The 20,000-nt window shown below is 61.2% G+C and carries 21 protein-coding genes; 4 read left to right on the forward strand and 17 right to left on the reverse strand.

Going from position 1 to position 20,000, the window contains the following annotated elements:
* Positions 1-10: 10 nt before the first annotated feature.
* The 12 genes from rseP to IGB42_RS06445 all read right to left on the reverse strand — a co-directional run bounded on the left by rseP (position 11) and on the right by IGB42_RS06445 (position 10,655).
* The gene (gene rseP, locus IGB42_RS06390) at positions 11-1,360 is read right to left on the reverse strand and encodes an RIP metalloprotease RseP (protein WP_159668649.1); all 1,350 of its coding nucleotides are present in this window, start codon (positions 1,358-1,360) and stop codon (positions 11-13) included.
* Between the two features lie 18 nt (positions 1,361-1,378).
* Positions 1,379-2,578, reverse strand: coding sequence for a 1-deoxy-D-xylulose-5-phosphate reductoisomerase (gene ispC / locus IGB42_RS06395; RefSeq protein WP_159668652.1), 1,200 nt, complete (start codon positions 2,576-2,578; stop codon positions 1,379-1,381).
* A gap of 29 nt (positions 2,579-2,607) precedes the next feature.
* Positions 2,608-3,432, reverse strand: coding sequence for a phosphatidate cytidylyltransferase (locus IGB42_RS06400; protein ID WP_159668655.1), 825 nt, complete (start codon positions 3,430-3,432; stop codon positions 2,608-2,610).
* Positions 3,433-3,434: 2 nt separating this feature from the next.
* Positions 3,435-4,187: a polyprenyl diphosphate synthase gene (gene uppS / locus IGB42_RS06405; RefSeq protein ID WP_159668658.1), complete on the reverse strand. Its 753-nt coding sequence runs from the start codon at positions 4,185-4,187 to the stop codon at positions 3,435-3,437.
* A 34-nt stretch (positions 4,188-4,221) separates the two neighbouring features.
* Positions 4,222-4,779 carry a ribosome recycling factor gene (gene frr / locus IGB42_RS06410; protein WP_159668661.1) on the reverse strand — a complete coding sequence of 186 codons (558 nt, stop codon included), beginning with the start codon at positions 4,777-4,779 and terminating at the stop codon, positions 4,222-4,224.
* An 88-nt stretch (positions 4,780-4,867) separates the two neighbouring features.
* The gene (pyrH, locus tag IGB42_RS06415; RefSeq protein WP_159668664.1) at positions 4,868-5,587 is read right to left on the reverse strand and encodes a UMP kinase; all 720 of its coding nucleotides are present in this window, start codon (positions 5,585-5,587) and stop codon (positions 4,868-4,870) included.
* Positions 5,588-5,769: 182 nt separating this feature from the next.
* The gene (gene tsf / locus IGB42_RS06420) at positions 5,770-6,648 is read right to left on the reverse strand and encodes a translation elongation factor Ts (protein WP_159668667.1); all 879 of its coding nucleotides are present in this window, start codon (positions 6,646-6,648) and stop codon (positions 5,770-5,772) included.
* An 86-nt stretch (positions 6,649-6,734) separates the two neighbouring features.
* Complete coding sequence (rpsB, locus tag IGB42_RS06425) at positions 6,735-7,454, reverse strand: 30S ribosomal protein S2 (protein WP_159668669.1); 720 nt, start codon at positions 7,452-7,454, stop codon at positions 6,735-6,737.
* A gap of 162 nt (positions 7,455-7,616) precedes the next feature.
* A complete protein-coding gene (locus tag IGB42_RS06430) occupies positions 7,617-8,426 on the reverse strand; it encodes a hypothetical protein (RefSeq protein WP_159668672.1) in 810 nt (269 codons plus the stop codon).
* Between the two features lie 14 nt (positions 8,427-8,440).
* Entirely contained in the window at positions 8,441-9,409 is a 969-nt protein-coding gene (locus tag IGB42_RS06435) for an MlaD family protein (RefSeq protein ID WP_159668675.1), read from the reverse strand.
* Complete coding sequence (locus tag IGB42_RS06440) at positions 9,406-9,969, reverse strand: hypothetical protein (RefSeq protein WP_159668678.1); 564 nt, start codon at positions 9,967-9,969, stop codon at positions 9,406-9,408. The genes IGB42_RS06435 and IGB42_RS06440 overlap by 4 nt, the downstream gene beginning before the upstream one ends.
* Positions 9,951-10,655 carry an ABC transporter permease gene (locus tag IGB42_RS06445; RefSeq protein ID WP_159668681.1) on the reverse strand — a complete coding sequence of 235 codons (705 nt, stop codon included), beginning with the start codon at positions 10,653-10,655 and terminating at the stop codon, positions 9,951-9,953. The genes IGB42_RS06440 and IGB42_RS06445 overlap by 19 nt, the downstream gene beginning before the upstream one ends.
* A gap of 294 nt (positions 10,656-10,949) precedes the next feature.
* Here IGB42_RS06445 and trxB point away from each other — a divergent pair, with 294 nt between their 5' ends.
* From trxB to gspN, 4 genes are all read left to right on the forward strand, one after another.
* Positions 10,950-11,903 (forward strand): thioredoxin-disulfide reductase, encoded by a 954-nt coding sequence (gene trxB, locus IGB42_RS06450; RefSeq protein WP_159668684.1) that lies wholly within the window; start codon positions 10,950-10,952, stop codon positions 11,901-11,903.
* Positions 11,904-12,020: 117 nt separating this feature from the next.
* Positions 12,021-13,112 carry a type II secretion system protein GspL gene (gene gspL / locus IGB42_RS06455; RefSeq protein ID WP_159668687.1) on the forward strand — a complete coding sequence of 364 codons (1,092 nt, stop codon included), beginning with the start codon at positions 12,021-12,023 and terminating at the stop codon, positions 13,110-13,112.
* Entirely contained in the window at positions 13,109-13,582 is a 474-nt protein-coding gene (gspM, locus tag IGB42_RS06460) for a type II secretion system protein GspM (RefSeq protein ID WP_159668690.1), read from the forward strand. The genes gspL and gspM overlap by 4 nt, the downstream gene beginning before the upstream one ends.
* Before the next feature lies 1 nt (position 13,583).
* Entirely contained in the window at positions 13,584-14,306 is a 723-nt protein-coding gene (gene gspN, locus IGB42_RS06465; RefSeq protein WP_159668693.1) for a type II secretion system protein N, read from the forward strand.
* Positions 14,307-14,372: 66 nt separating this feature from the next.
* On the opposite strand, the gene IGB42_RS06470 is transcribed toward gspN, so the two are convergent.
* From IGB42_RS06470 to IGB42_RS06490, 5 genes are all read right to left on the reverse strand, one after another.
* Positions 14,373-14,987: a response regulator transcription factor gene (locus tag IGB42_RS06470; protein ID WP_159668696.1), complete on the reverse strand. Its 615-nt coding sequence runs from the start codon at positions 14,985-14,987 to the stop codon at positions 14,373-14,375.
* Positions 14,987-17,278 carry a PAS domain S-box protein gene (locus tag IGB42_RS06475; RefSeq protein WP_159668699.1) on the reverse strand — a complete coding sequence of 764 codons (2,292 nt, stop codon included), beginning with the start codon at positions 17,276-17,278 and terminating at the stop codon, positions 14,987-14,989. Before IGB42_RS06475 ends, IGB42_RS06470 begins: the two co-directional genes overlap by 1 nt.
* A 109-nt stretch (positions 17,279-17,387) precedes the next feature.
* Positions 17,388-18,137 carry a Bax inhibitor-1/YccA family protein gene (locus IGB42_RS06480; RefSeq protein ID WP_236822510.1) on the reverse strand — a complete coding sequence of 250 codons (750 nt, stop codon included), beginning with the start codon at positions 18,135-18,137 and terminating at the stop codon, positions 17,388-17,390.
* 97 nt (positions 18,138-18,234) lie between these two features.
* A complete protein-coding gene (locus IGB42_RS06485) occupies positions 18,235-18,675 on the reverse strand; it encodes a hypothetical protein (protein ID WP_159668702.1) in 441 nt (146 codons plus the stop codon).
* Positions 18,676-18,820: 145 nt separating this feature from the next.
* Positions 18,821-19,894, reverse strand: a complete 1,074-nt coding sequence (locus tag IGB42_RS06490; RefSeq protein ID WP_159668705.1) for an enoyl-CoA hydratase/isomerase family protein — start codon at positions 19,892-19,894, stop codon at positions 18,821-18,823.
* Positions 19,895-20,000 lie beyond the last annotated feature (106 nt).

Here is a 20,000-nt window from a genome sequence, read left to right on the forward strand (position 1 = left end):
CGCAGCGCGATCAGCCGGGTAAGAATCGATGGAAATCGTTGAACAAGGCCAGCGCCATCAGACCCAGCAGCAAAGCAAGCCCAACGCGTTGACCTATTTCCTCGATACGGGCCGGCACGGGCCGCCCTGTCAGGAGTTCGGCGGTATGATACATCAAATGCCCCCCATCCAGCACCGGCACGGGCAACAGGTTCAGTACGGCAAGGCTCAGGCTGATCACCGAAAGAAACTGGATGAATGCCACCAGGCCCAGCGATGCACTGTCACCGGCGAACTTGGCGATTGTCAGCGGGCCACTGATCTGGTCAAGCGGGGCCCGACCAGTAAACATGTGACCGAAGGCAAGGAAGGTAATCCGCGTCTGCGCCCAGAGTTTATGCACCGCTACGCCAATGGCATCCACCGCACCGTACTGCTCCGTAAAGCGTTGCGCCTGCCAGCGTGCCTCATCCACTGCCGGGCCGACGCCGATCTTGCCGATCCGTACATCACCCTGCGTGACGAGCGTGGGCTGCACGTGCAAGGTGAATTGTTGCGACTGTCGCGCCACCAGCAAGTCCACCTTTTTGCCCTGCCCAGCGGCCAGCGCGCGTGGAATCTGCGTCCAGTCGCTCAGCGGTTTGCCATCCAGCGCCAGCAGGCGATCGCCCACCTTGAGGCCAGCCCGGTCCGCCGGCTGGCCCGGTGCGATATCGCCCACGGTGAGGGTAAGCGGGTATGGCGACATGCCCAGCAGGCCGAGCATGCCGGGGCCGAACGCGGATTTGCCGAGACTATCGAGCGGCAGCGTAACCACGCGGCGGGCGCCTGATCCACTGGCAACCTCGAGCATGGCCGTATCCTGCCCGATGGTACCCAGCATCTCCAGGAAGAACGCATCCCAGCTGGATACGGGTTCGCCATCCACCGTCAGCACTTCGTTGCCAGCCTGCAAGCCGGCCCTGGCCGCCACCGAATCCGCGCTGACGAGGCCGAGCACCGGCTTGATGGTCTGCACGCCGTAGGCATAGACACCGGCAGTGAGCACGATGGCCAGCAACAGGTTGGCCAGCGGCCCGGCAGCCACCACCCCCATTTTCTTCAGCGGGTGCTGGTTGTTGAATGCCACCGAGCGCTCGGCATCGCTGACTGGCGCCTCCCGCTCATCCAGCATCTTGACGTAGCCACCCAGCGGGATCATGGCGATCTGCCATTGCGTATCGCCACGCTGCCAGGTGAGCAACGGCTTGCCGAAGCCGACCGAAAACGTCAGCACCTTGATGCCGCAACGCCGCGCCACCCAGTAGTGGCCGTACTCGTGGATGGTAACGAGGATGCCCAGTGTGACGATGAAAGCAGCAATGGTAATCAGGATATGCATGGTGTCTCCAGCAACTGATTACGTCAGCCGGCGTGTGGCGCATTCGCGCGCCAAGGTGTCTGCAGCAAGCAGGTCTGCCAGCGTTTCGGCACGACAGTCGGTGACGCAATCTGCCAATACCGCTTCGATCAATACCGGAATGCCGTTGAAAGGCAGTTTTCCGTCCAGGAATGCCGCCACCGCGATTTCGTTGGCGGCATTGAGTACCGCTGGCGCAGCACCACCGGCGCGCAATGCATCAAAAGCGAGACGCAAACAGGGAAAACGATCGTAATCGGGCGCCTCGAAATCAAGCCGGCCTGCGGCAAACAGGTCAAGCGCCCTGACGCCAGCATCCACCCGCTCCGGATAGGCCAGGCCATAGGCGATCGGCGTACGCATATCCGGCTCACCCAGTTGCGCCAGCACCGAGCCATCCGTGTATTCAACCATGGAATGCACGATGCTCTGCGGGTGCACCACCACGGAAATTTCATCAAGCCGCGCGTTGAACAACCAGCGCGCCTCGATCACCTCGAGCCCCTTGTTCATCAGGCTGGCGGAATCGACGGAAATCTTGCGGCCCATCGACCATTTCGGATGTTTGACTGCCTCCGCCGGCGTGATGGCATCGAAGGTTTCAATGGGGCGGGTGCGGAACGGGCCACCGGATGCGGTAAGCAGAATGCGCCGCACGCCGACGTCCTGCAACGTTTGCGCATACGGATGTTCACGGTGCGCGCGCGGCAGCACCTGGAAAATGGCGTTGTGCTCGCTATCGATAGGCAGCAACTCGGCACCGCTGGCATTGACCGCATCCATGAACAACTGGCCAGCCAGCACCAGTGTTTCCTTGTTGGCCAGCAGAACGCGCTTGCCGGCCCGCGCAGCTGCCAGCGTAGGTGGCATGCCGGCAGCGCCGACGATGGCGGCCATCACGGCGGTTACTTCCGGTGCCGTGGATACTTCAATCAGTGCAGCCTCGCCACACCGCACTTCGGTCTGGCTACCGGCAGCGTGCAAGCGTGCCCGCAGCGATTCAGCGGCCAGATCATCCAGCACCACCGCATAGCGTGGCTTGAACTGCAGAGATTGCTCGAACAGCTTGTCGATCTGGCTGGCCCCCGTCAGCGCGTAGACGCTGAAGCGCTCCGGATAGCGGGCAACGACATCGAGCGTGCTTACGCCGATGCTGCCGGTCGCGCCGAGTATCGTGAGGGTGTGATGCAGGGAAGTCATGGCCGGTCTCGCGTTCGCCGGACGGGCTGTCAGAGCAGGGCCGGGAAAATGATGGGGAAAAAATAAAATGCGGTTGCTATCGGCAGGATGGCCAACAGGCTGTCGATGCGATCCAGTACGCCACCGTGGCCCGGCAACAGCTTGCTGCTATCCTTGAGGCCCGCCTGGCGCTTGAATAGTGATTCGAGCAGGTCGCCGACGATGCTTGCCGCGGTCAGCAACACTCCGAGCAGCAGCCACGCCCACAGCGGCAACGCCGCCGCATGCGGATACAGGCTTTTGGGCAACACCGCCACATAGATGGCTACGGCAACTGCGCCGCCAATGGCGCCCTCCCAACTTTTACCGGGGCTGATCGCCGGCGCCAGCTTGTGGCGGCCAAAGGCCTTGCCGCTGAAATAGGCAAAGGAATCGGCCACCCAGGCAATGGCCAGGATACTGAGCAGCACCCAGCCGCCCTGCCCGCCGCTACGCAGCAGCACCATGGCCTCGCCGGCGGGCAGCAAGATCGCCCAGCCCAGCAGCAGATTGAGCTTGCCCGCTTTGGCAAGCGGCCAGCGATAGCGCAACCATAGCGGCGCAATCACCAGCCAGAACACGCAGGCACCCAGCATCAAGCCGTACGCCATGCTCAAAGGCACCAACAATACCAACAATACCAGGCCCGATGCGCTCAGCAGCGGGTAGGCCACTTGCAGTACGCCACCAAGACCGGCAAGCCGTGTCCACTCCCACGCCCCCAACCCGACAATGACTGCCACCAGCGCCAGCCACGCATAGGGCGGAAAGTAGAACAATCCCGCCAGAATCAGCGGAATCAGGAACAGCGCGGTGAGAACCCGGGTTTTCAGCATGTTCAGGACGCCGGTTTGACTTGTTCGCTGATCCGGCCAAAGCGGCGCTCACGCCCCGCATACCAGTCTATGGCAGCCTCGAGTGCGGGCCGGCCAAAATCAGGCCAGAGCAGATCAGTGAAATAAAGCTCTGTATAGGCAAGCTGCCACAGCAGGAAGTTGCTGATGCGCTGTTCGCCACCGGTGCGGATGAACAGATCCGGCTCAGGCGCGTAACTCATCGCCAGATAAGGTGCGAGGTCTGCTTCGTCAAAGCTTTGTGCAAGATCGGGATGATCGGCCAGCATGGCCTGTGTGGCCTGGATCACATCCCAGCGGCCACCGTAGTCCACCGCTACGCTCAGAGTCAGCCCGGTATTGCCGGCGGTACTGGCTTCAGCCGCTTCGATCAGCGCCAGCAAATCAGGCGTGAAACGCGAACGATTGCCGACAATGCGCAAGCGGATCTGGTTGGCATGCATGCGCTCGATTTCCGAACCCAGCACCTTGATGAACAAGCCCATCAGGAAGGTCACTTCATCCGGCGGGCGCCGCCAGTTTTCACTGCTGAAGGCGAAGACGGTCAGGAATTCCACGCCCAGTGCATCACATGCCTTGATCGTTTCTCGCAACGCATCAACGCCGCGCTTGTGGCCAAAGATGCGCGGCATGAAGCGCTGCTTGGCCCAGCGACCATTGCCATCCATGATGACGGCAACGTGCCGGGGCACATCCTTGACCTGATCGGGAACGGCTTCAGTGGAACTTTTGAACATAAGGGCTCGACGTGATTCCTGGGCAACAGCGGCCTTAAACCGTCATCAGCTCTTTTTCTTTCTCGGCATAGATCTTGTCGATCTCGACGATGTATCTGTCGGTCAACTTCTGGATTTCTTCCTGGCCACGACGCTCGTCGTCCTCGGAAATTTCCTTGTCTTTCAGCTTGCGCTTCATCTGGTCGTTGGCATCGCGGCGCACGTTGCGCACTGCCACGCGGGCGTCTTCCGCCTCGACGCGCACGACCTTGGTCAGTTCCTTGCGGCGCTCTTCGGTCAGCATGGGCATCGGCACGCGGATCACATCGCCCATCGAAGCCGGGTTCAGACCCAGGTCCGAATCACGGATGGCTTTTTCCACCTTGGCAACCATGGGCTTTTCCCATGCCTGCACGCCGATGGTGCGCGAATCGATCAGCGAGATATTGGCAACCTGGCCGATCGGTGTGGGATTACCGTAGTAATCGACCATCACGTGATCAAGCAAGCCGGTATGCGCACGGCCGGTACGCACCTTGGTCAGGCTGACCTTCAAAGATTCGATGCTTTTCTGCATCTTGGATTCTGCAGTTTTTCTGATTTCAGCGGTCATACGGAAAACTCCTTGCGGCAAAACAAAACAGGCGGGTTCTTCCGCCTGTTTACCGGCACGCCACACAGGGCATGCCGCTACGAAAACCTTAGCAGTGTACCAGCGTGCCTTCGTCTTCCCCAAGTACCACGCGCTTGAGCGCACCCGGTTTGAAGATGCTGAACACCGAAATATTCATTTTCTGATCGCGGCACAATGCAAATGCTGTGGCATCCATCACTTTCAGGTTGCGGCCGATGGCCTCGTCGAAGGTGACGGTCTGATAGCGTACCGCATCCGGGTTCTTCTTGGGATCATCGGTATACACGCCATCGACCTTGGTGGCCTTGAGTACGATGTCCGCACTCATTTCCATGCCGCGCAGCGCCGCAGCGGTATCGGTGGTGAAGAACGGGTTGCCGGTACCGGCGCCGAAGATCACCACCTTGTTTTCTTCCAGGTAGCGGATGGCCTTGCCGCGCACATACGGTTCAGCCACTTGCTGGATGGTCAGCGCAGACTGCACGCGACTGACGATGCCGGCGTGGCGCATGGCATCCTGCAGCGCCAGCGCGTTCATCACCGTGGCAAGCATGCCCATGTAATCCGCAGTGGCGCGGTCCATGCCGGCAGCAGCCGGGGCAACGCCACGGAAGATATTGCCGCCACCGATCACGATGGCAACCTGTACGCCCAGGTCAACCACGTCTTTCACTTCACCGACGATACGACCTATCGTGGCGCGGTTGATCCCGTAGCTGTCATCCCCCATCAGGGCTTCACCGGAGAGTTTCAGCAAAATGCGTTTGTACTTGGGTGCTTGGCTCATATGGGGTTCCTTATAGCAGGCGGTTGGAGTATTCAATTGTGTAATGGTTCGCGCGGCAGCGCATCCGTGCAGGCCATTGCAGAATGGAACAGGATCAGGGACAGGAATCAGGCGCAGAAACGCCGCGCGTCTCCGCGCGGCGTTCCGGGTATTGCATGCAGGCTGCGATGCCTGCGGCAGGCTTACAGCTGGGCTGCAGCAGCCACTTCAGCAGCGTAGTCCACCACTTTCTTCTCGATGCCTTCGCCAACCACCAGCATTGCAAAGCGGTTCACGCTGGCCGATTTGGACTTGACCAGTTGCTCGATGGTGACCTTGTCGTCCTTGACGAACGGCTGGTTCAGCAGCGTGACTTCCTTCAGGAACTTCTGCACGGTGCCTTCAGCGATCTTGTCCAGCATTTCTTCTTTCTTGCCGGCTTCCTTGGCGCGCTCGATGGCAACGCGACGCTCGGTTTCGATCAGCTCGGCATCCACGCCCGATGCATCCAGCGCCTTCGGCTTGGCTGCAGCGATGTGCATGGCCAGATCCTTGCCCAGCTGCTCGTCGCCACCGGTGTAGTCAACCAGCACGCCGATCTTGGCGCCGTGCAGGTAGGCAGCCAGCTGGCCAGCGGTTTCGTAACGCTGGAAGCGGCGCAGGGTCATGTTCTCGCCCAGCTTGGCAATGATGGCCTTGCGCAGGTCTTCAACGGTTTCGCCCGAATCGGTTGGTGCGGCAGCCAGTGCTTCCACATCGGCCGGGTTGCTTTCAACCACTGCCTTGGCAACAGCGCGAGCGAACGCGGCAAAGCCTTCGTCCTTGCCCACGAAGTCGGTTTCACAGTTCACCTCAACGATGGCGCCAGTTTTCTTGTCATCGGTGATGTAGGCAACAACCACGCCTTCGGCGGCGGTACGGCCAGCCATCTTGGAAGCCTTGTTGCCGGATTTGATGCGCAGCAGCTCTTCAGCCTTTTTTACATCGCCTTCGGTTTCGACCAGTGCCTTCTTGCACTCCATCATGCCAAGGCCGGTTGCTTCGCGCAGTTCGGCAACCATCTTTGCGGTAATTTCAGCCATGTCAGTCTCCTGAATTCATTCAAATATGTCAGTTACGAAAAAGGGGCGCGTTCGCCCCTTTTTCGATGGATGCTAGTGCGTCCGGATTACGCTTCTGCGCTTGCTGCTGCAGCAACGATTTCCTGGACAGCCTGATTGCGGCCTTCCAGCACTGCATCTGCAACACCGCGGGCGTACAGGCGGATTGCGCGGGACGAGTCGTCGTTACCCGGAATGATGTAGTCGATGCCTTGCGGGTCGTTGTTGGTATCAACCACGCCGATGACCGGGATACCCAGCTTCTTGGCTTCAACGATGGTGCCATGCTGGTAACCGGTATCGATCACGAAGATCGCGTCCGGCAGACCCTTCATGTCCTTGATGCCGCCCAGCGAGCGCTCGAGCTTTTCAGCTTCGCGCTGCATGTCCAGCAGTTCTTTCTTGCCGTAGCCGCTGTTGTCGTCAGCCAGCACAGCCTGGATTTCTTCCATGCGCTTGATCGATTGCTTGACCGTCTTGAAGTTGGTCAGCATACCGCCGAGCCAGCGGTGATCAACGAACGGCGAACCGGCGCGTTGCGCTTCTTCAGCAACGATTTCGCGCGCTTGGCGCTTGGTACCCACGAACAGCACGGTGCCCTTGTTGGCCGACAGACGACGCACGAACTTCAGCGCGTCTTCGAACAGCGGCAGTGTCTTTTCGAGGTTGATGATATGGATCTTGTTGCGTGCACCAAAGATGTATTGACCCATCTTCGGGTGCCAGTAACGGGTCTGGTGGCCAAAGTGGCAACCGGCTTCAAGCATTTCACGCATGCTGATGGACATTGCTAAAACTCCAATAAGGGTTATGGCCTACCGATCCGCGCGACACCCTGTTTTCAGACAGAGCACCCTTAAGGGGCGAACCGGGAAGATTGCCTGAGCCGGACATCCGGACACAGGACGCAAGATTATAGCGGAACTATGCCCACATGCTCAAGCCACGTTTCAGTCTGCGCGGCAGGCGGCGGCATCGGGGGAGGCGGCGCACAGCGACTGAAGGCGCCTGCCAGCCTCGCCTGCCAATACGTCATCCCCGGCAGCACCTGCATAACGGCGAAGGAATGCGTAGTCATCGATCAGGTAGGCGGGCTCGGCCAATTGCCGGTCGATGGCAATGGCGGCGTCGATGTACTGGCGGGCGCGGGCAAGGTCTCCGCCTTGCAGCGCCAGCTCTGCAGACAGGCGCAACGCGTGGGCGCGCTCGCCCTGCGGCAGGTCATCACTGGCCAGCACCCCCGCCAGCAATGCAGCGGCCTGCGGGTAGGCGCCAGCCTGCATGGCCAGCCGTGCTGCCAGGTTATCGAAGCGACTGCGCCACGGGCATGCAACGCCACACAACGCACGTGCCTCTGCCAGGCTCTGCGTGGCCACATCCGGCGTAGCCACCTGCAACAACGCCTGCTGATAAGCAGCGCGCGCACGCACCATTGCCGGATAAAGCGTATCGCCACGCAGCCCGGAAAGGATACGCACTGCTTCATCGCGCTCACCGCTGCGCACCAGGCTTTGCGCCAAGCCCAATGCAGCTTCACCCTGCCCGGCCCAATCGTCGATGCTGGCATAGGCAACACCGGCCTCGCGCCAGAACGCCGTTGCGTCCGCATAAGCACCGGCCTGACTGGCGCGGTTGGCAGCAAGCACTGCAGCTTCGGCCGCCTGCACGCGCACCGGCTTGGGTGCTGCTGGCGTCGCGGCGCAGCCGGACAGCAACGCCAGTGCAGCAGCAGACAGGATCAATGTAAACAGACTTTTCATTGTTGCACTCGGGGCTATTGCCGACTGTCAGGCAGTGGCGCGGATGCAGAAGGCGGCGTCATCCAGTTTTTCAGCGGCCAGCTCTGCGCTGCCCCATCCAGCAGCTCGCGACCTGTGCGCACCACGCTATCACCATTACGGATCAGGCTGGGCAGCCGCGGCGCGGCTTCGTCCATCGCGCGGCGCGCAGTGCCCATCAATGCAGCGGCCTCGCTGGCGGCGTCGTTGGCGTGGCCCAGTGTCTGATCGACCTGATCAAGTACGCTGGGCAGGCGCACCTGCACATCGGCCAGTGTCTGATCGGCGCGCTGCAGTGTTTTCTGTGCATCCTGCAGGGTTCTGGGCAATTCGCTGCCGACCACGTGATCGACCTTGCCCAGCAGCTGATCGAGTGCGGCACGCGTCTGGCGCACCTCGCCCGACAATTCTTTCAGGTTGACCAGCGTCTGGCGTATTTCACCGCGCGGGTCATTCACGTAATCGAGCGTGGTCTGCGCGGAATCGATGATGGGGATGATGCGCTGGCGCAAATCGAGAGCGATATCCGCCAGCCCCAGCGCTGGCGCGAAGTTGAGCTTGCTGCCATCCTCCGCCGGAGCGAGCGTGGGCGAGCCGCCAACGATCTCGATGAAATGGTCGCCGAGAAAACCATCCTGCTGCAGGATGGCCTGCGAATCGGGCTTCACCCATTTCATGTAGCGCGTTTCCACCAGCATATCGACATCAACCTTGGCCGCTTCATTGAGCGACACGGTATCCACTACACCGATCTTGAAGCCGGACAGGCGCACCTGCATGCCCGGCAGCAGCCCGGCACCATTCTCGGCCACGAAGTTGAGACGCGTCTTGGCAACAAAATAGCCCTGCCGGATACCCAGCACCACAATCAGCAGCACCATCAGGCCCAATGCCAGCATGGCAAAACTGCCTGCGCGCCACCCCAGCATGCGAAAGCGCGGATCGCTGTCTTTCAAGTACTTCATCCTTGCTCCCGTTCCATATCCTGCACAGCGGCATCGGGCAGTGCCAAGCCCGCTTCGCCCCCCGGCATCAGGAGGATCGAATGCTCGCATATCGCCTGCCAGAGGGCCGTCACCGACGGTGAGCGCTCCACCCACGCACACCAGTCTGCATCAGCAAATATATAGCGTGGCGCCAGCACCAGCGTACGCACCAGCACCAGCTCCTGCTTGCGCGTGACAGCCAGGGTAGCCGGCAAGCTGTCGAGCAGCGTTCTGACTGCGTCTTCGCTCAGTTGCAGGTGCTGCAGCGCAGCCAGCACACGCGTCTCCAGTTCCGGCAGCTCCGCAAGCCGGTGATACCATGCCGGCAAGATCAGGTTTTCCCACACCCGCAGGTTGCTCAGCAAGCTGGTGGTGAAATCCAGCCGGGTGGCCTGCCCCGGCTTTTGGACGTGCAGCGCAGCAATGGCGTCAGCGATCAGGTCTGCATCATCCCCGGGCAGCCGATAGCGCTGCCCGATCATGCACTCGTCAAGCGCGGCCAGCAACGCATGCTGGCGGTCTAGTTGAGCAGCGACCATGCCAGATCCAGAATGAATACAGCCAGCATCCCGCGCATCACCGCGCGGGAAGATGCCTTGGGTATTTCCGTGACATACGGTTTGGCCTTCAGGCCCATGCGGCAGGCCACTGCAACCGCCACGAAACCAAACAGCGCCGCCTTGCCCACACAGGTCAGCAACATGCCCGGATGCAAAAAGCGGTCCAGCTGGAATACCTGATAGCCGATATCCCAGCCTGACGACAGTACAGCGCCGCCCAGCATGGCGGACAACGCCAGGTAGAGCGCCAGCGCTGCAGACGATATCGTCATGCCCACCAGGCGTGGCGCAATCAGGTACGAAGACAGCGGTATGCCGAGCGCAGTGAGGCTGTCGAGCTCGCCGTGCGCCTTCATTGCAGCCAGTTCGCTGGCCACCGCAGATGAGGAACGCGCCACCAGCAACAGCGCGGTGAACAGGGGCGCCAGCTCGCCGAAGGTCAGCACCGCCAGCAGACGCAACGCGGCCTCCCGGCTTTGCCCATATTGATCGTGTAACTGGCTGACCACGATGCCGCCCAGTGCGAAGCCGATCAGGACCACCAGCAGCAACGCTTCGATACCGGTGAAGTACACCTGCTTGAACAGCACGCGCCGCACCGGCGCCCGCCAGAGATCGGCAAACGTGCGTAACAGCGAGCGATGAAATGGTTGGATGGGCGGCATTGGCAATGGTTTACAGCAGCAACCCTCAGACTAACGCATGGCTGCAAGCAAGGGCAAACCTGCCGGTCCCTGTAGCGACCCGACCGGATGCGGCAGATATCGGCCCGGCATCACGGGCCATCCGTTGAAATGTGCCAAACCAGCACCAGATTCTGGAACATGCACAGTCAGTTTGCTGGCGGGCCTGGACGCAATCGCACTCATAGAGAAAATCGATTAGAACCCTTGGAGCCGACGTTTTAGACTATGCGCCATTCCCAGCGAACCGCTCACTCACCTTTCAGGACATCGACCATGGCCACCACCCACTCCCGCCTGCTCATTCTTGGCTCCGGCCCCGCCGGTTATACCGCAGCCGTTTATGCCGCACGTGCCAACCTCAAGCCCACACTGGTAACCGGCCTGGCACAAGGTGGTCAACTGATGACCACCACGGACGTGGACAACTGGCCTGCCGATGCCGAAGGCGTGCAAGGCCCGGAGCTGATGGCACGCTTCCAGAAGCATGCCGAGCGCTTTGGCACTGAAATGATCTTCGACCACATCCACACGGTGGATCTGCAATCGACCCCGAAAAAACTGATCGGCGATTCCGGCGAATACACCTGCGACGCGCTGATCATTGCCACCGGTGCTTCCGCGCAATATCTGGGCCTGCCATCCGAGGAAGCCTTTGCTGGCCAAGGTGTGTCTGCTTGCGCTACTTGCGACGGTTTCTTCTATCGCGGCCAGAAAGTGGCCGTGGTGGGCGGCGGCAATACCGCGGTCGAAGAAGCGTTGTATCTGGCGAATATTGCCAGTCACGTCACGCTGGTGCATCGCCGCGAAACCTTCCGCGCGGAAGCGATTCTGGTTGATCACCTGAAAGAAGCGGTCGAGGCCGGCAAGATCACGCTGGCACTGAACAGCACGCTGGACGAAGTGCTGGGCGATGCAACGGGCGCCACCGGTATCCGCCTGAAGTCCACCGTGGACGGCAGCACGCGCGAACTGGCACTGACCGGCGTATTCATCGCCATCGGTCACAAGCCCAATACCGACCTGTTCAAGGGCCAACTGGAGATGGATGGCACTGGTTACCTCATCACCAAGGGTGGCCGCGAGGGCGGCGCAACCGCTACCAGTATTCCGGGTGTGTTTGCCGCCGGGGACGTGCAGGACCACATCTATCGCCAGGCAGTCACTTCGGCAGCATCCGGTTGCCAGGCGGCGCTGGATGCAGACAAGTATCTGCAAACCCTGAAGTAATCACCCCGGCACGGTCCTCCCGCCGTGCGCATGGCCCGGATGCTTGGCATCCGGGCTGCCCGCTGTGTCATACTTCCGCCCGATGATTGCCTGCAAGCCTACCTATTGCGACGGACCGTGACCGAGCCCCTTTCCGCCTCCAGTTTTCCCCGCCTTTTTGTGGTGCTGCCCGAATCGGCAGACATAGAGCAACCATTGCAATGGTTTGCACCGGACAGCAACCAGCAAGGACTTGCAGCGCTGGCTGCGCTGCCCGCCGCGATGCGCACCACGCTGCTGCTGGCACCACCACAGCTGGCAAGCTATCAGCTGACGTTGCCGCGCCGCCCGCAACACAAGCTGCTACCCCTGATACGCCATGCACTGGAAGACCGGATGCTGGTCAATACCGATACGCTGCACTTGGCCACCCGTCAGGCGCGTGACGGCGCCACACAGGTCCACGGCTGTGACAAGCATTGGCTGCGCACTTGGCAAGCCCACTGCCAGGCCGCCGGCCGCACCGTGATTGCCGGTTACGCATTGATCGACCTGGTTCCCGCAACACAAGCATGGCGCTGGCTGCCATTGGCCGCCGGGGGCCTGCTGTTGTCGCCGGATGGTGAAGCCGCCCGGCTGGATCACGATGCCGATGCGCATGTGCTGCTACCAGACGGCGCTGCACTGCAAACACTGAGCTGGCTAGATTTGCTGCAAACGCCTCTACCCAACCCGATCGAATTGCTGCATGGCGAATTTGCCCGACGTACCGCAGTGATGGATATCGACTGGAAGCCATTGCGTCGCCTGGCCTGCTTGGGCGGCGTGCTGCTGGCTGTGCTTTACCTTGCCCAGTTGGGGCAATGGTGGCAATTGCGTTCCACCACCACGGCATTACAAAGAGAAGTACGCCAGAGTTTCGCTGCCGCGTTTCCCGGCGAGCCCATTGTTGATCCGGTGCTGCAGCTTGCGAGCAAGCTGCGTGCCGCCGGCTTGTCGCAAGATGGCGGTAGCCAGAAACTCAGTGACTGGCTGGCCCGTATCGAAGGTGCGCTCGATAGCGATATACAGCTGAGCGCACTGGATTTCCGTGATGGCGCGCTCAGGCTGACCCTGAATGGCAACGAAGCCAATAGTGCAGTCAGCAAACTGATCGCTGCCGGCTTCAATGCGGCGCTTACCAACGAAGGCGGCAAGAACGTGATTACCCTGAGCGAGAAAAGCCGATGAATGCGCTCAAGCAAACCCTGCTGACTTTCTGGCAAGCGCGCGATACGCGCGAAAGACAAATGCTGATCGCCTGTGCGTTGGTGCTGCTTGTGGCGTTCGCCTATGGCGTGCTGTGGCAACCGCTGGCCAACGCCCAGGACAAACTGAAAAGACAGCTGCCGCAGCAACAGCGCAACCTGATTGAATTGCAACAGGGCATCGCATTGTTGAAAACGCAGGGCGGCGGCAGCCAGAACAACGATGGTGACTTGCGCAGCACAGTGCAGGCGCAGTTGGACCGTTATGGCATCAAGGCGGATCTGCAAGCGCTGCCGCAGGAAAAACTCAAGCTTGCAGCCGGCCAGCTCGATGGCGCCAAGGCGCTGCAACTGATTACCGCGCTGGAGCGTGGTGCCGGCCTGCGACTCGAGGAAACACGGCTGGCCGGTGTAGCCGGACAATTGCAACTGTCCATGATCGTGGGGCGCTAAGGTGCGTACGAAGAAAATTCTCTGGCTGGGCGGCGTATTCCTGATGCTGTTCCTGATCGTACGCATGCCAGCCAGCCTGTTCATCGGGTTCCTGCCCAAGCCCTGGCAGGCGGGAGACGTCCGCGGCACGCTGTGGCATGGACAAGCCGCGCAGTTTGGCGCCAATGGCCAGTTGCTGGTTTCCGACCTGCGCTGGGACTGGCAAGCTGCCGAGCTGTTGCGCGGCAAGCTTGCATGGCAGATTTCCACCCTGCACAACCAGACTACCGGGCATGCGTTGCTCGGCCTTGAACTGGGCGGGCTGAAGGCTGAAAACGTCGATGTATTGTTGCCACTGGCACCGTTGCTGGCGCTGGATGCAAAAATGGCGCCTTTGCAGATAGGCGGCAATCTGGCAATACAGGCGAAAGCAGCCAGTGAGCATGACTGGGACGGCGTGGTATTGACGCTGAGCGATGCCCACGCAATGCTGACCCCTCAGGCCAATCCGTTTGGCAGCTACCGGGTGGATACACAGCGCAAGCCGGAGGGGATTGCCTGGAAAATGCGCCCTTTGCAGGGCATCCTGCACATCGACGGACAAGGGGTCATCAAACCCGGCGGCAAACCACAAGGGCAGTTGCATTTCGTTCCCGCCAAGGGTCAGGAAGCGCTATTTGCACCTTTGATGGCAAGCCTGGGCGGCAGCAGCGCGGGTTACACCCTGCAACTGGGTGGCCAGTAGCGGGGTAACCCCCTGCAAGTGCGATGAACAGCCGGGCCAGCAGGCCGCCCCGCCCTTGCAGAAACATCATGCGCCGACTTTTTCCCAGTCCACATCGCGCAGCAACGCAGCAAGCTCCACGCCCGAGCGCACGCGCAGCTTGGAATAGATGCGGGCACGGTGTACTTCCACGGTCTTGATACTGATATCGAGCACATCGGCAATCTGCTTGTTGAGCCGGCCGACCAGCAGCTCGCGCAGCACGTCACGCTCGCGCGGGGTCAGGCTGGACAGCCGCTCCGCCAGGTGCTGGCGCACTTCCCAGTCACCCCGCTCGATGCGGTCCGTTTCCAGATATTGTTCTACCTTACTGACCAGTACGCGATGGTCGAACGGTTTTTCGAGGAAATCCGCAGCGCCATCCTTGATCGCCGCCACCGCCATCGGCACATCGCCATGGCCAGTCAGAAAAAGGACAGGCGGCAGGTAACTGGCGGTTTTCAGTTCGGCAAACAGCTCCAGCCCGGTCATGCCCGTCATGCGCACATCGACCACCAGACAGCCGAAATCCGCCGGATTGGCAGCCCCCAGAAAGTCTTCCGCCGATTCGAATCCCAGGCTGGGCCAGTGGCGGGTTTCAAACAGCATGGCCAGCGAATCACGTACGGCAATATCGTCATCAATGATGGCAATGGGGCGCATCAGTATACTTCCTTCTCGGTTTTTTCAATCTTGGCCGGCAACGGTATCCGGCAAACAAAACGCAAACCGCCGCCCGGGTTGGGCTCGGCGCGTAAATGACCTTTGTGCTGTTCCAGTACCGAGCGGCAGATATTCAGGCCGATACCCATGCCCTCTGCCTTGGTACTGTAGAACGGCTGGAACAGATTGCCCGGCTCTGCCAAGCCGGGGCCGCGGTCGGCAATGCTGACTTCCAGCGCATCGCCATCGCGGACGGCGGTAACGCGGATTTCACGCTTGCCGGGCATGGTTTCCATGGCTTCGACGCCGTTCTTGAGCAGGTTGAACAATACCTGCTCCAGCATCACGCTATCGCCGACGAATACCGGCAAATCGCCCGGCAGGTCGACGATGATACGTACGTGTGCCTTGCGCGCCAGCGGCTCCAGCAGCTGCAGCGGCACCGCCAGCAAGGCATCGATCTGGCAGCGCTCCTCGCGCGGTGCGCGCTTGGCGGCAAAATCGCGGATACCGCGGATGATCTGCCCGGCACGGCGCGCCTGATCGCCAATTTTGGTGAGTACCTCGCGCGCGCGGGAAAAGGCCGGTGGCTCCGCCCCCAGCAAGCCATCGCCCGCGGCCGCATAGCTGGCAATGGCGGCCAGCGGCTGGTTGAGCTCGTGCGCCAGGCTGGATGCCAGTTCGCCCATGCTCACCAGCCGTGCGGTGTGCTGCAACCGCTCGTTGCGGATGCGGGTTTCCTCGGCAGCCAGGCGCATCTCGGTAACGTCGGTAGCGATATCGAGCCATACCGAGCGGCCATCCACCCAATCCAGACTGCGGCGCTGCACGCTGTACCAGCGGCCATCCACCGGATCACAGCACTCGGCGTACTGGGCATCGCCCGGCAACAGCGTCAGCAGGCAATACTCGCCATCCACCGGCAGTACGAAGGTAGTGGCGTGGTGCCGGTTGCGGTACAGCAGCTGGCCGGTATGCGCATCGGTGACCGATACCGCCGCCTCCAGCCCCTCCAGCACGGCGCGCAGCTGCGAGCGCGATGCGGCCAGCGCTTCGCGCTCGCGTTTGACTTCGGTAACGTCGTACAGCGATGCCATCCAGCCGCGATGCTCGCCACGGCCGTCCACCAGCTTGGAGGCGTACAGGCGCACATCGAAGCGCTCGCCATCCTTTTTCATGAAACGCAGCTGAAAACCATTCGATGGCGACTGGCCATTGAGAATCGCCTGATACACCGATGCACAACGCGTGAGCTCCTCCGGCGGCCAGAACGGGAATGGCGGCACCAGATTCAGCAACTCCTCGCTGCGCCAGCCCACCATCTTGCAGAAAGCGGGGTTCACGTAAATCAGCCGCCCTTCGGTATCCATGGCGCGCAAGCCGGTGATCAGCGAGTGCTCCATTGCGGCGCGGAAGCGGATTTCATCGTGCAGCGCCACTTCGGCCGCCTGCCGTTCGCGCATGCGCCGCCGCACCTGCGACAGCGCCCACAGCAACAGTGCCAGCAGCACGGCGACGGCAAACACGAGCGCCGGCAATGACCAACTGGTGGGCTGCACGCGCACGCTGGCGCGCAACGACAAGCCATGGCCGGGCGGATCGAAAGCGATCTTGCGGGTGATGGCGCCGCTGGGCTCGACGGCATCGTACGGTGCAATCACGCCGTCACGGCCATCCAGCAGCGCCAGATCGTAACGCTGCACCATCCACCACGGAATCCGCTGCTGCAATAGCTGCGGCAGCGAGTAGCTGGCCAGCACTGCCCCTTGATACACGGTGCCGTGGAAATAAGGCACGATCAGCATCGCTGCGGGCGTATCGCCTTCGATGATGTTGCTGTAGATCGGGTAACCCAACGTGGCCGCGCCATCGATGCCTTCGCGCACTGCCTGGCTATCGAGCGCCGGCAGGCGACTGGGCCGGTCGCTGTACACCGGCAGGCCACCCATGCGGCGACCGGTGAGATCGATATGCTCGACCGCAACCAGCTCCGGGCTGGCTTTCATCAGTGCATCGGCACGGACATTGAAATCCGGCGGGCGGATGGCGCCGGCGGCCAGACCATAGGCGAGGTTTTCCAGCGCGTTCTGATTGGTTTGCAGATACAGGCGGATGCCCTGCTCCTGCCAGAGCAGATCCTGCATCATGGTATTTTCGCGCTGCACGCGAGCCTGATGCTCGGCCAGCCAGGTGTAGCCGACCAGCGCAACCAGTGTCAGCGCGATGGCGGCGTACGCAAGCAGCCAGGGCCACTGGCCAAGATAACGGTTGAGAAGCAGCTTGATGCGCATGCTTGCAGGATAGCGCGGATGCACGCATCCACCCCATACGGAATAACCAAGGGATGAAAAAACGCCACCCGGAGGTGGCGTTTTCATTACAGCGTGTATCGCGCAGCAATCAATCGCGGCGGCCGGTCAGCATCATCAGGATGTTGAGCAGGCTGACAAAGACGTTGTACACGTCCAGATACAGTTGCAGCGTGGCGCTGACATAGTTGGTCTCGCCACCGTTCACTATACGGCTTACGTCATACAAAATGTAGGCCGAGAAAATGATCAGTGCGACGGCGGAAATCGCCAGCGAAAGCGCCGGGATGGCGAAGAAGATATTTGCAATCGCAGCCAGGATCACCATCACCAGACCGATGAACAGGAATTTACCCAAGAAGGAAAAATCCTTCTTGGTGATGGTCGCTACGGCCGACAGCGAAAAGAAAATCGCCGCAGTGCCAACCGCGGCCATGGTGATCATCTCGCCGCCGTTCGAGAACTTCAACGCGACCTGCAGCATTTGCGACAGCCACAGACCCATGAAGCCGGTAAAGCCCAGCAGGATGAACACGCCAAGCGCGCTTTCCTTGGTTTTTTCAATGGCATAGAAGGAGCCGAAGGCGACAGCCATGAAAATCAGCAAGCCCATCCAGCCGGTCATGTGGAACCCGATCGAAATCCCCAGCAATGCACCGGCAGCGGTAGGCAACATCGAGAGGGCGAGCAGCGAATAGGTGTTGCGCAGTACCTTGTTACGCTCTACGGCCAGCGATTCGCCGCCGTAGGTGGCGGTGTTCAATTGCATGAGATGTTCTCCTGAATGATGTTTGCGGTCGGTCCGCAGCAATAAGATGGCCTTGGAACGGAAAAGTTTCAAGTAGCAAACACAAGGATTTCATTCATGCGGCATTTTTCGTATCGCGTTGCAGGCCGGGCGGCGCGCAAGATGGCGCCACCGCGGCAAAAAAAATGGCTTACAGCTGCTGTTGGGCGTCGTCATCTGCCTGCACGGCTGCAACGTTGTCCGGTTGCGCGTCGTCGCTACTGGCAGCATGCTGATTGCCCGAGCACGGGCGATTCTGGTACACCAGCGTGCCGGTATCATCCACGCAACTGCTGATGCCCAAACTGGCCATGCGGGCTGGATCGGGCGCTGTGGCGTTGGCAATCTGCGCGTTCTCTGCGTGCTCGCCATCCGCAACCACCGGCTGCGCTGCGCCACGTACGCCTCCTACCTCGGGCAGTGCATCAAGTGCCGCCTGATCATGGATGACCGGGCGGAGAATTTCCACGGTATCGGGCATGCGTGCCTGAGTACCCGCATGATGGAACTGCGGCTGGCTGAACATCAAGGTCGATGCCACTGCGGATACTGCAAGTATGCCGGCACCCAGGCCGAAAACGGTACGTTGCATGGCAGGCTCCCGCTGGTTTGGATGCCCCCAATGTACGTTTCCATCCTGCTGCTGCTTAGCGGACGGGCCAGCGAAACCCTGTGCGAATCGGTACTTTCACACGCAGGCGCTTTGCGCAAGCTGCGTCGGCCAAACCCTTGCCTGCTCAGACGCGCGCCGCGGCCAGCATGGCTTGTGCATCAGCCTGCGCCTGCTGCAGCGTGCAGGCGCGCCAGTGCGGCAAGCCGTCACGATCGATCAGCTTGGCGCGCACACCCTCGCGGAAATCACCATGACGCAGGCAATGGCGTGCAGCGGCAATTTCCAGCACCAGCAACGCCACATCACTGACCGTGGCAGCGCACTCTGCCATCGTCCATGCCAGCGCAATGGAATGCGGCGAGCCGGCGCGGTGCTGCGCGGCGGCTTCGGCAAGCCAGGCATTGCTGCCTGCGTACGCGGACAGCCGTGCCGAAACTGCCTGCAGATCGTTGCCGGCCATCAGCGCCACCACCTCATCCTGTACGTCCGGCCACTGCGCGGACGGCAACGGGCATGGTTGCGCGCTGGAGAGCGCATTGAGCGTGCCGTGCAGCAGCAATGCATCGCCGTTGCCAGCGCCGCTCCAGGGCAGCTCGGCCAGCGTGGCCAGCAGCATTGGCCACGTACTGGCCGCCAGCGCCGCATCTGCGGCACCCACGGCCAGTGCATCCGCGGCATTGATACGGATGCCGGACAAGGCCATCAGGCGGCCTGCACCATCGGCAAATGACTGCAGCCACAGGCTTGCCCCCACATCCGGGAACAGGCCGATGGCCACCTCCGGCATGGCCAGCATGCTGTTTTCAGTCACCACGCGATGGCTGCTGGATGCAAACAGGCCAAACCCGCCGCCCATCACCACGCCATTGCCCCATGCCAGCACCGGCTTGGGGTAGCGGCGCAGTTCCATGCACAGCGTGTATTCATGTGCGAAGAACGCATCCGCTTCGTCGATCAGCAGCGGATCGCACATGGCGTGGTACAGCGCCTTGATATCGCCGCCGGCGCAGAAGGCGCGCTCGCCTGCGCCACGCAACAGCACGGCCACCACAGCAGGATCATCGCGCCAGCGGTCAAGCTGCTCCTGCATCGCCCACACCATGGGCAGGCTTTGCGCATTCAGGCGGGCGGGCGCGTCCAGCGTGATCACGCCGAGTGAAAAGCCGTTCTGCGCAGCGAGGGTGTCGAAATGAACCAAAACATATTCCTTGCGGGATGGAGGACAACCAGCGCTACTGTATCGGGCCGGCAACGCAAACGGCAGCCTAAGCTGCCGTTGCGGTCATGACGATCGGGGATGTCAC

This window comes from Andreprevotia sp. IGB-42, assembly GCF_009848685.1.
In the GTDB taxonomy this organism is placed as follows: Bacteria; Pseudomonadota; Gammaproteobacteria; order Burkholderiales; family Chitinibacteraceae; genus Andreprevotia.

Bases quoted from the DNA above. Each gene is read 5' to 3' on its own strand.
- rseP (WP_159668649.1), bottom strand. From the start codon at position 1,360: ATGCATATCCTGATTACCATTGCTGCTTTCATCGTCACACTGGGCATC.
- ispC (WP_159668652.1), bottom strand. From the start codon at position 2,578: ATGACTTCCCTGCATCACACCCTCACGATACTCGGCGCGACCGGCAGC.
- IGB42_RS06400 (WP_159668655.1), bottom strand. From the start codon at position 3,432: ATGCTGAAAACCCGGGTTCTCACCGCGCTGTTCCTGATTCCGCTGATT.
- uppS (WP_159668658.1), bottom strand. From the start codon at position 4,187: ATGTTCAAAAGTTCCACTGAAGCCGTTCCCGATCAGGTCAAGGATGTG.
- frr (WP_159668661.1), bottom strand. From the start codon at position 4,779: ATGACCGCTGAAATCAGAAAAACTGCAGAATCCAAGATGCAGAAAAGC.
- pyrH (WP_159668664.1), bottom strand. From the start codon at position 5,587: ATGAGCCAAGCACCCAAGTACAAACGCATTTTGCTGAAACTCTCCGGT.
- tsf (WP_159668667.1), bottom strand. From the start codon at position 6,648: ATGGCTGAAATTACCGCAAAGATGGTTGCCGAACTGCGCGAAGCAACC.
- rpsB (WP_159668669.1), bottom strand. From the start codon at position 7,454: ATGTCCATCAGCATGCGTGAAATGCTTGAAGCCGGTTGCCACTTTGGC.
- IGB42_RS06430 (WP_159668672.1), bottom strand. From the start codon at position 8,426: ATGAAAAGTCTGTTTACATTGATCCTGTCTGCTGCTGCACTGGCGTTG.
- IGB42_RS06435 (WP_159668675.1), bottom strand. From the start codon at position 9,409: ATGAAGTACTTGAAAGACAGCGATCCGCGCTTTCGCATGCTGGGGTGG.
- IGB42_RS06440 (WP_159668678.1), bottom strand. From the start codon at position 9,969: ATGGTCGCTGCTCAACTAGACCGCCAGCATGCGTTGCTGGCCGCGCTT.
- IGB42_RS06445 (WP_159668681.1), bottom strand. From the start codon at position 10,655: ATGCCGCCCATCCAACCATTTCATCGCTCGCTGTTACGCACGTTTGCC.
- trxB (WP_159668684.1), top strand. From the start codon at position 10,950: ATGGCCACCACCCACTCCCGCCTGCTCATTCTTGGCTCCGGCCCCGCC.
- gspM (WP_159668690.1), top strand. From the start codon at position 13,109: ATGAATGCGCTCAAGCAAACCCTGCTGACTTTCTGGCAAGCGCGCGAT.
- IGB42_RS06470 (WP_159668696.1), bottom strand. From the start codon at position 14,987: ATGCGCCCCATTGCCATCATTGATGACGATATTGCCGTACGTGATTCG.
- IGB42_RS06475 (WP_159668699.1), bottom strand. From the start codon at position 17,278: ATGCGCATCAAGCTGCTTCTCAACCGTTATCTTGGCCAGTGGCCCTGG.
- IGB42_RS06485 (WP_159668702.1), bottom strand. From the start codon at position 18,675: ATGCAACGTACCGTTTTCGGCCTGGGTGCCGGCATACTTGCAGTATCC.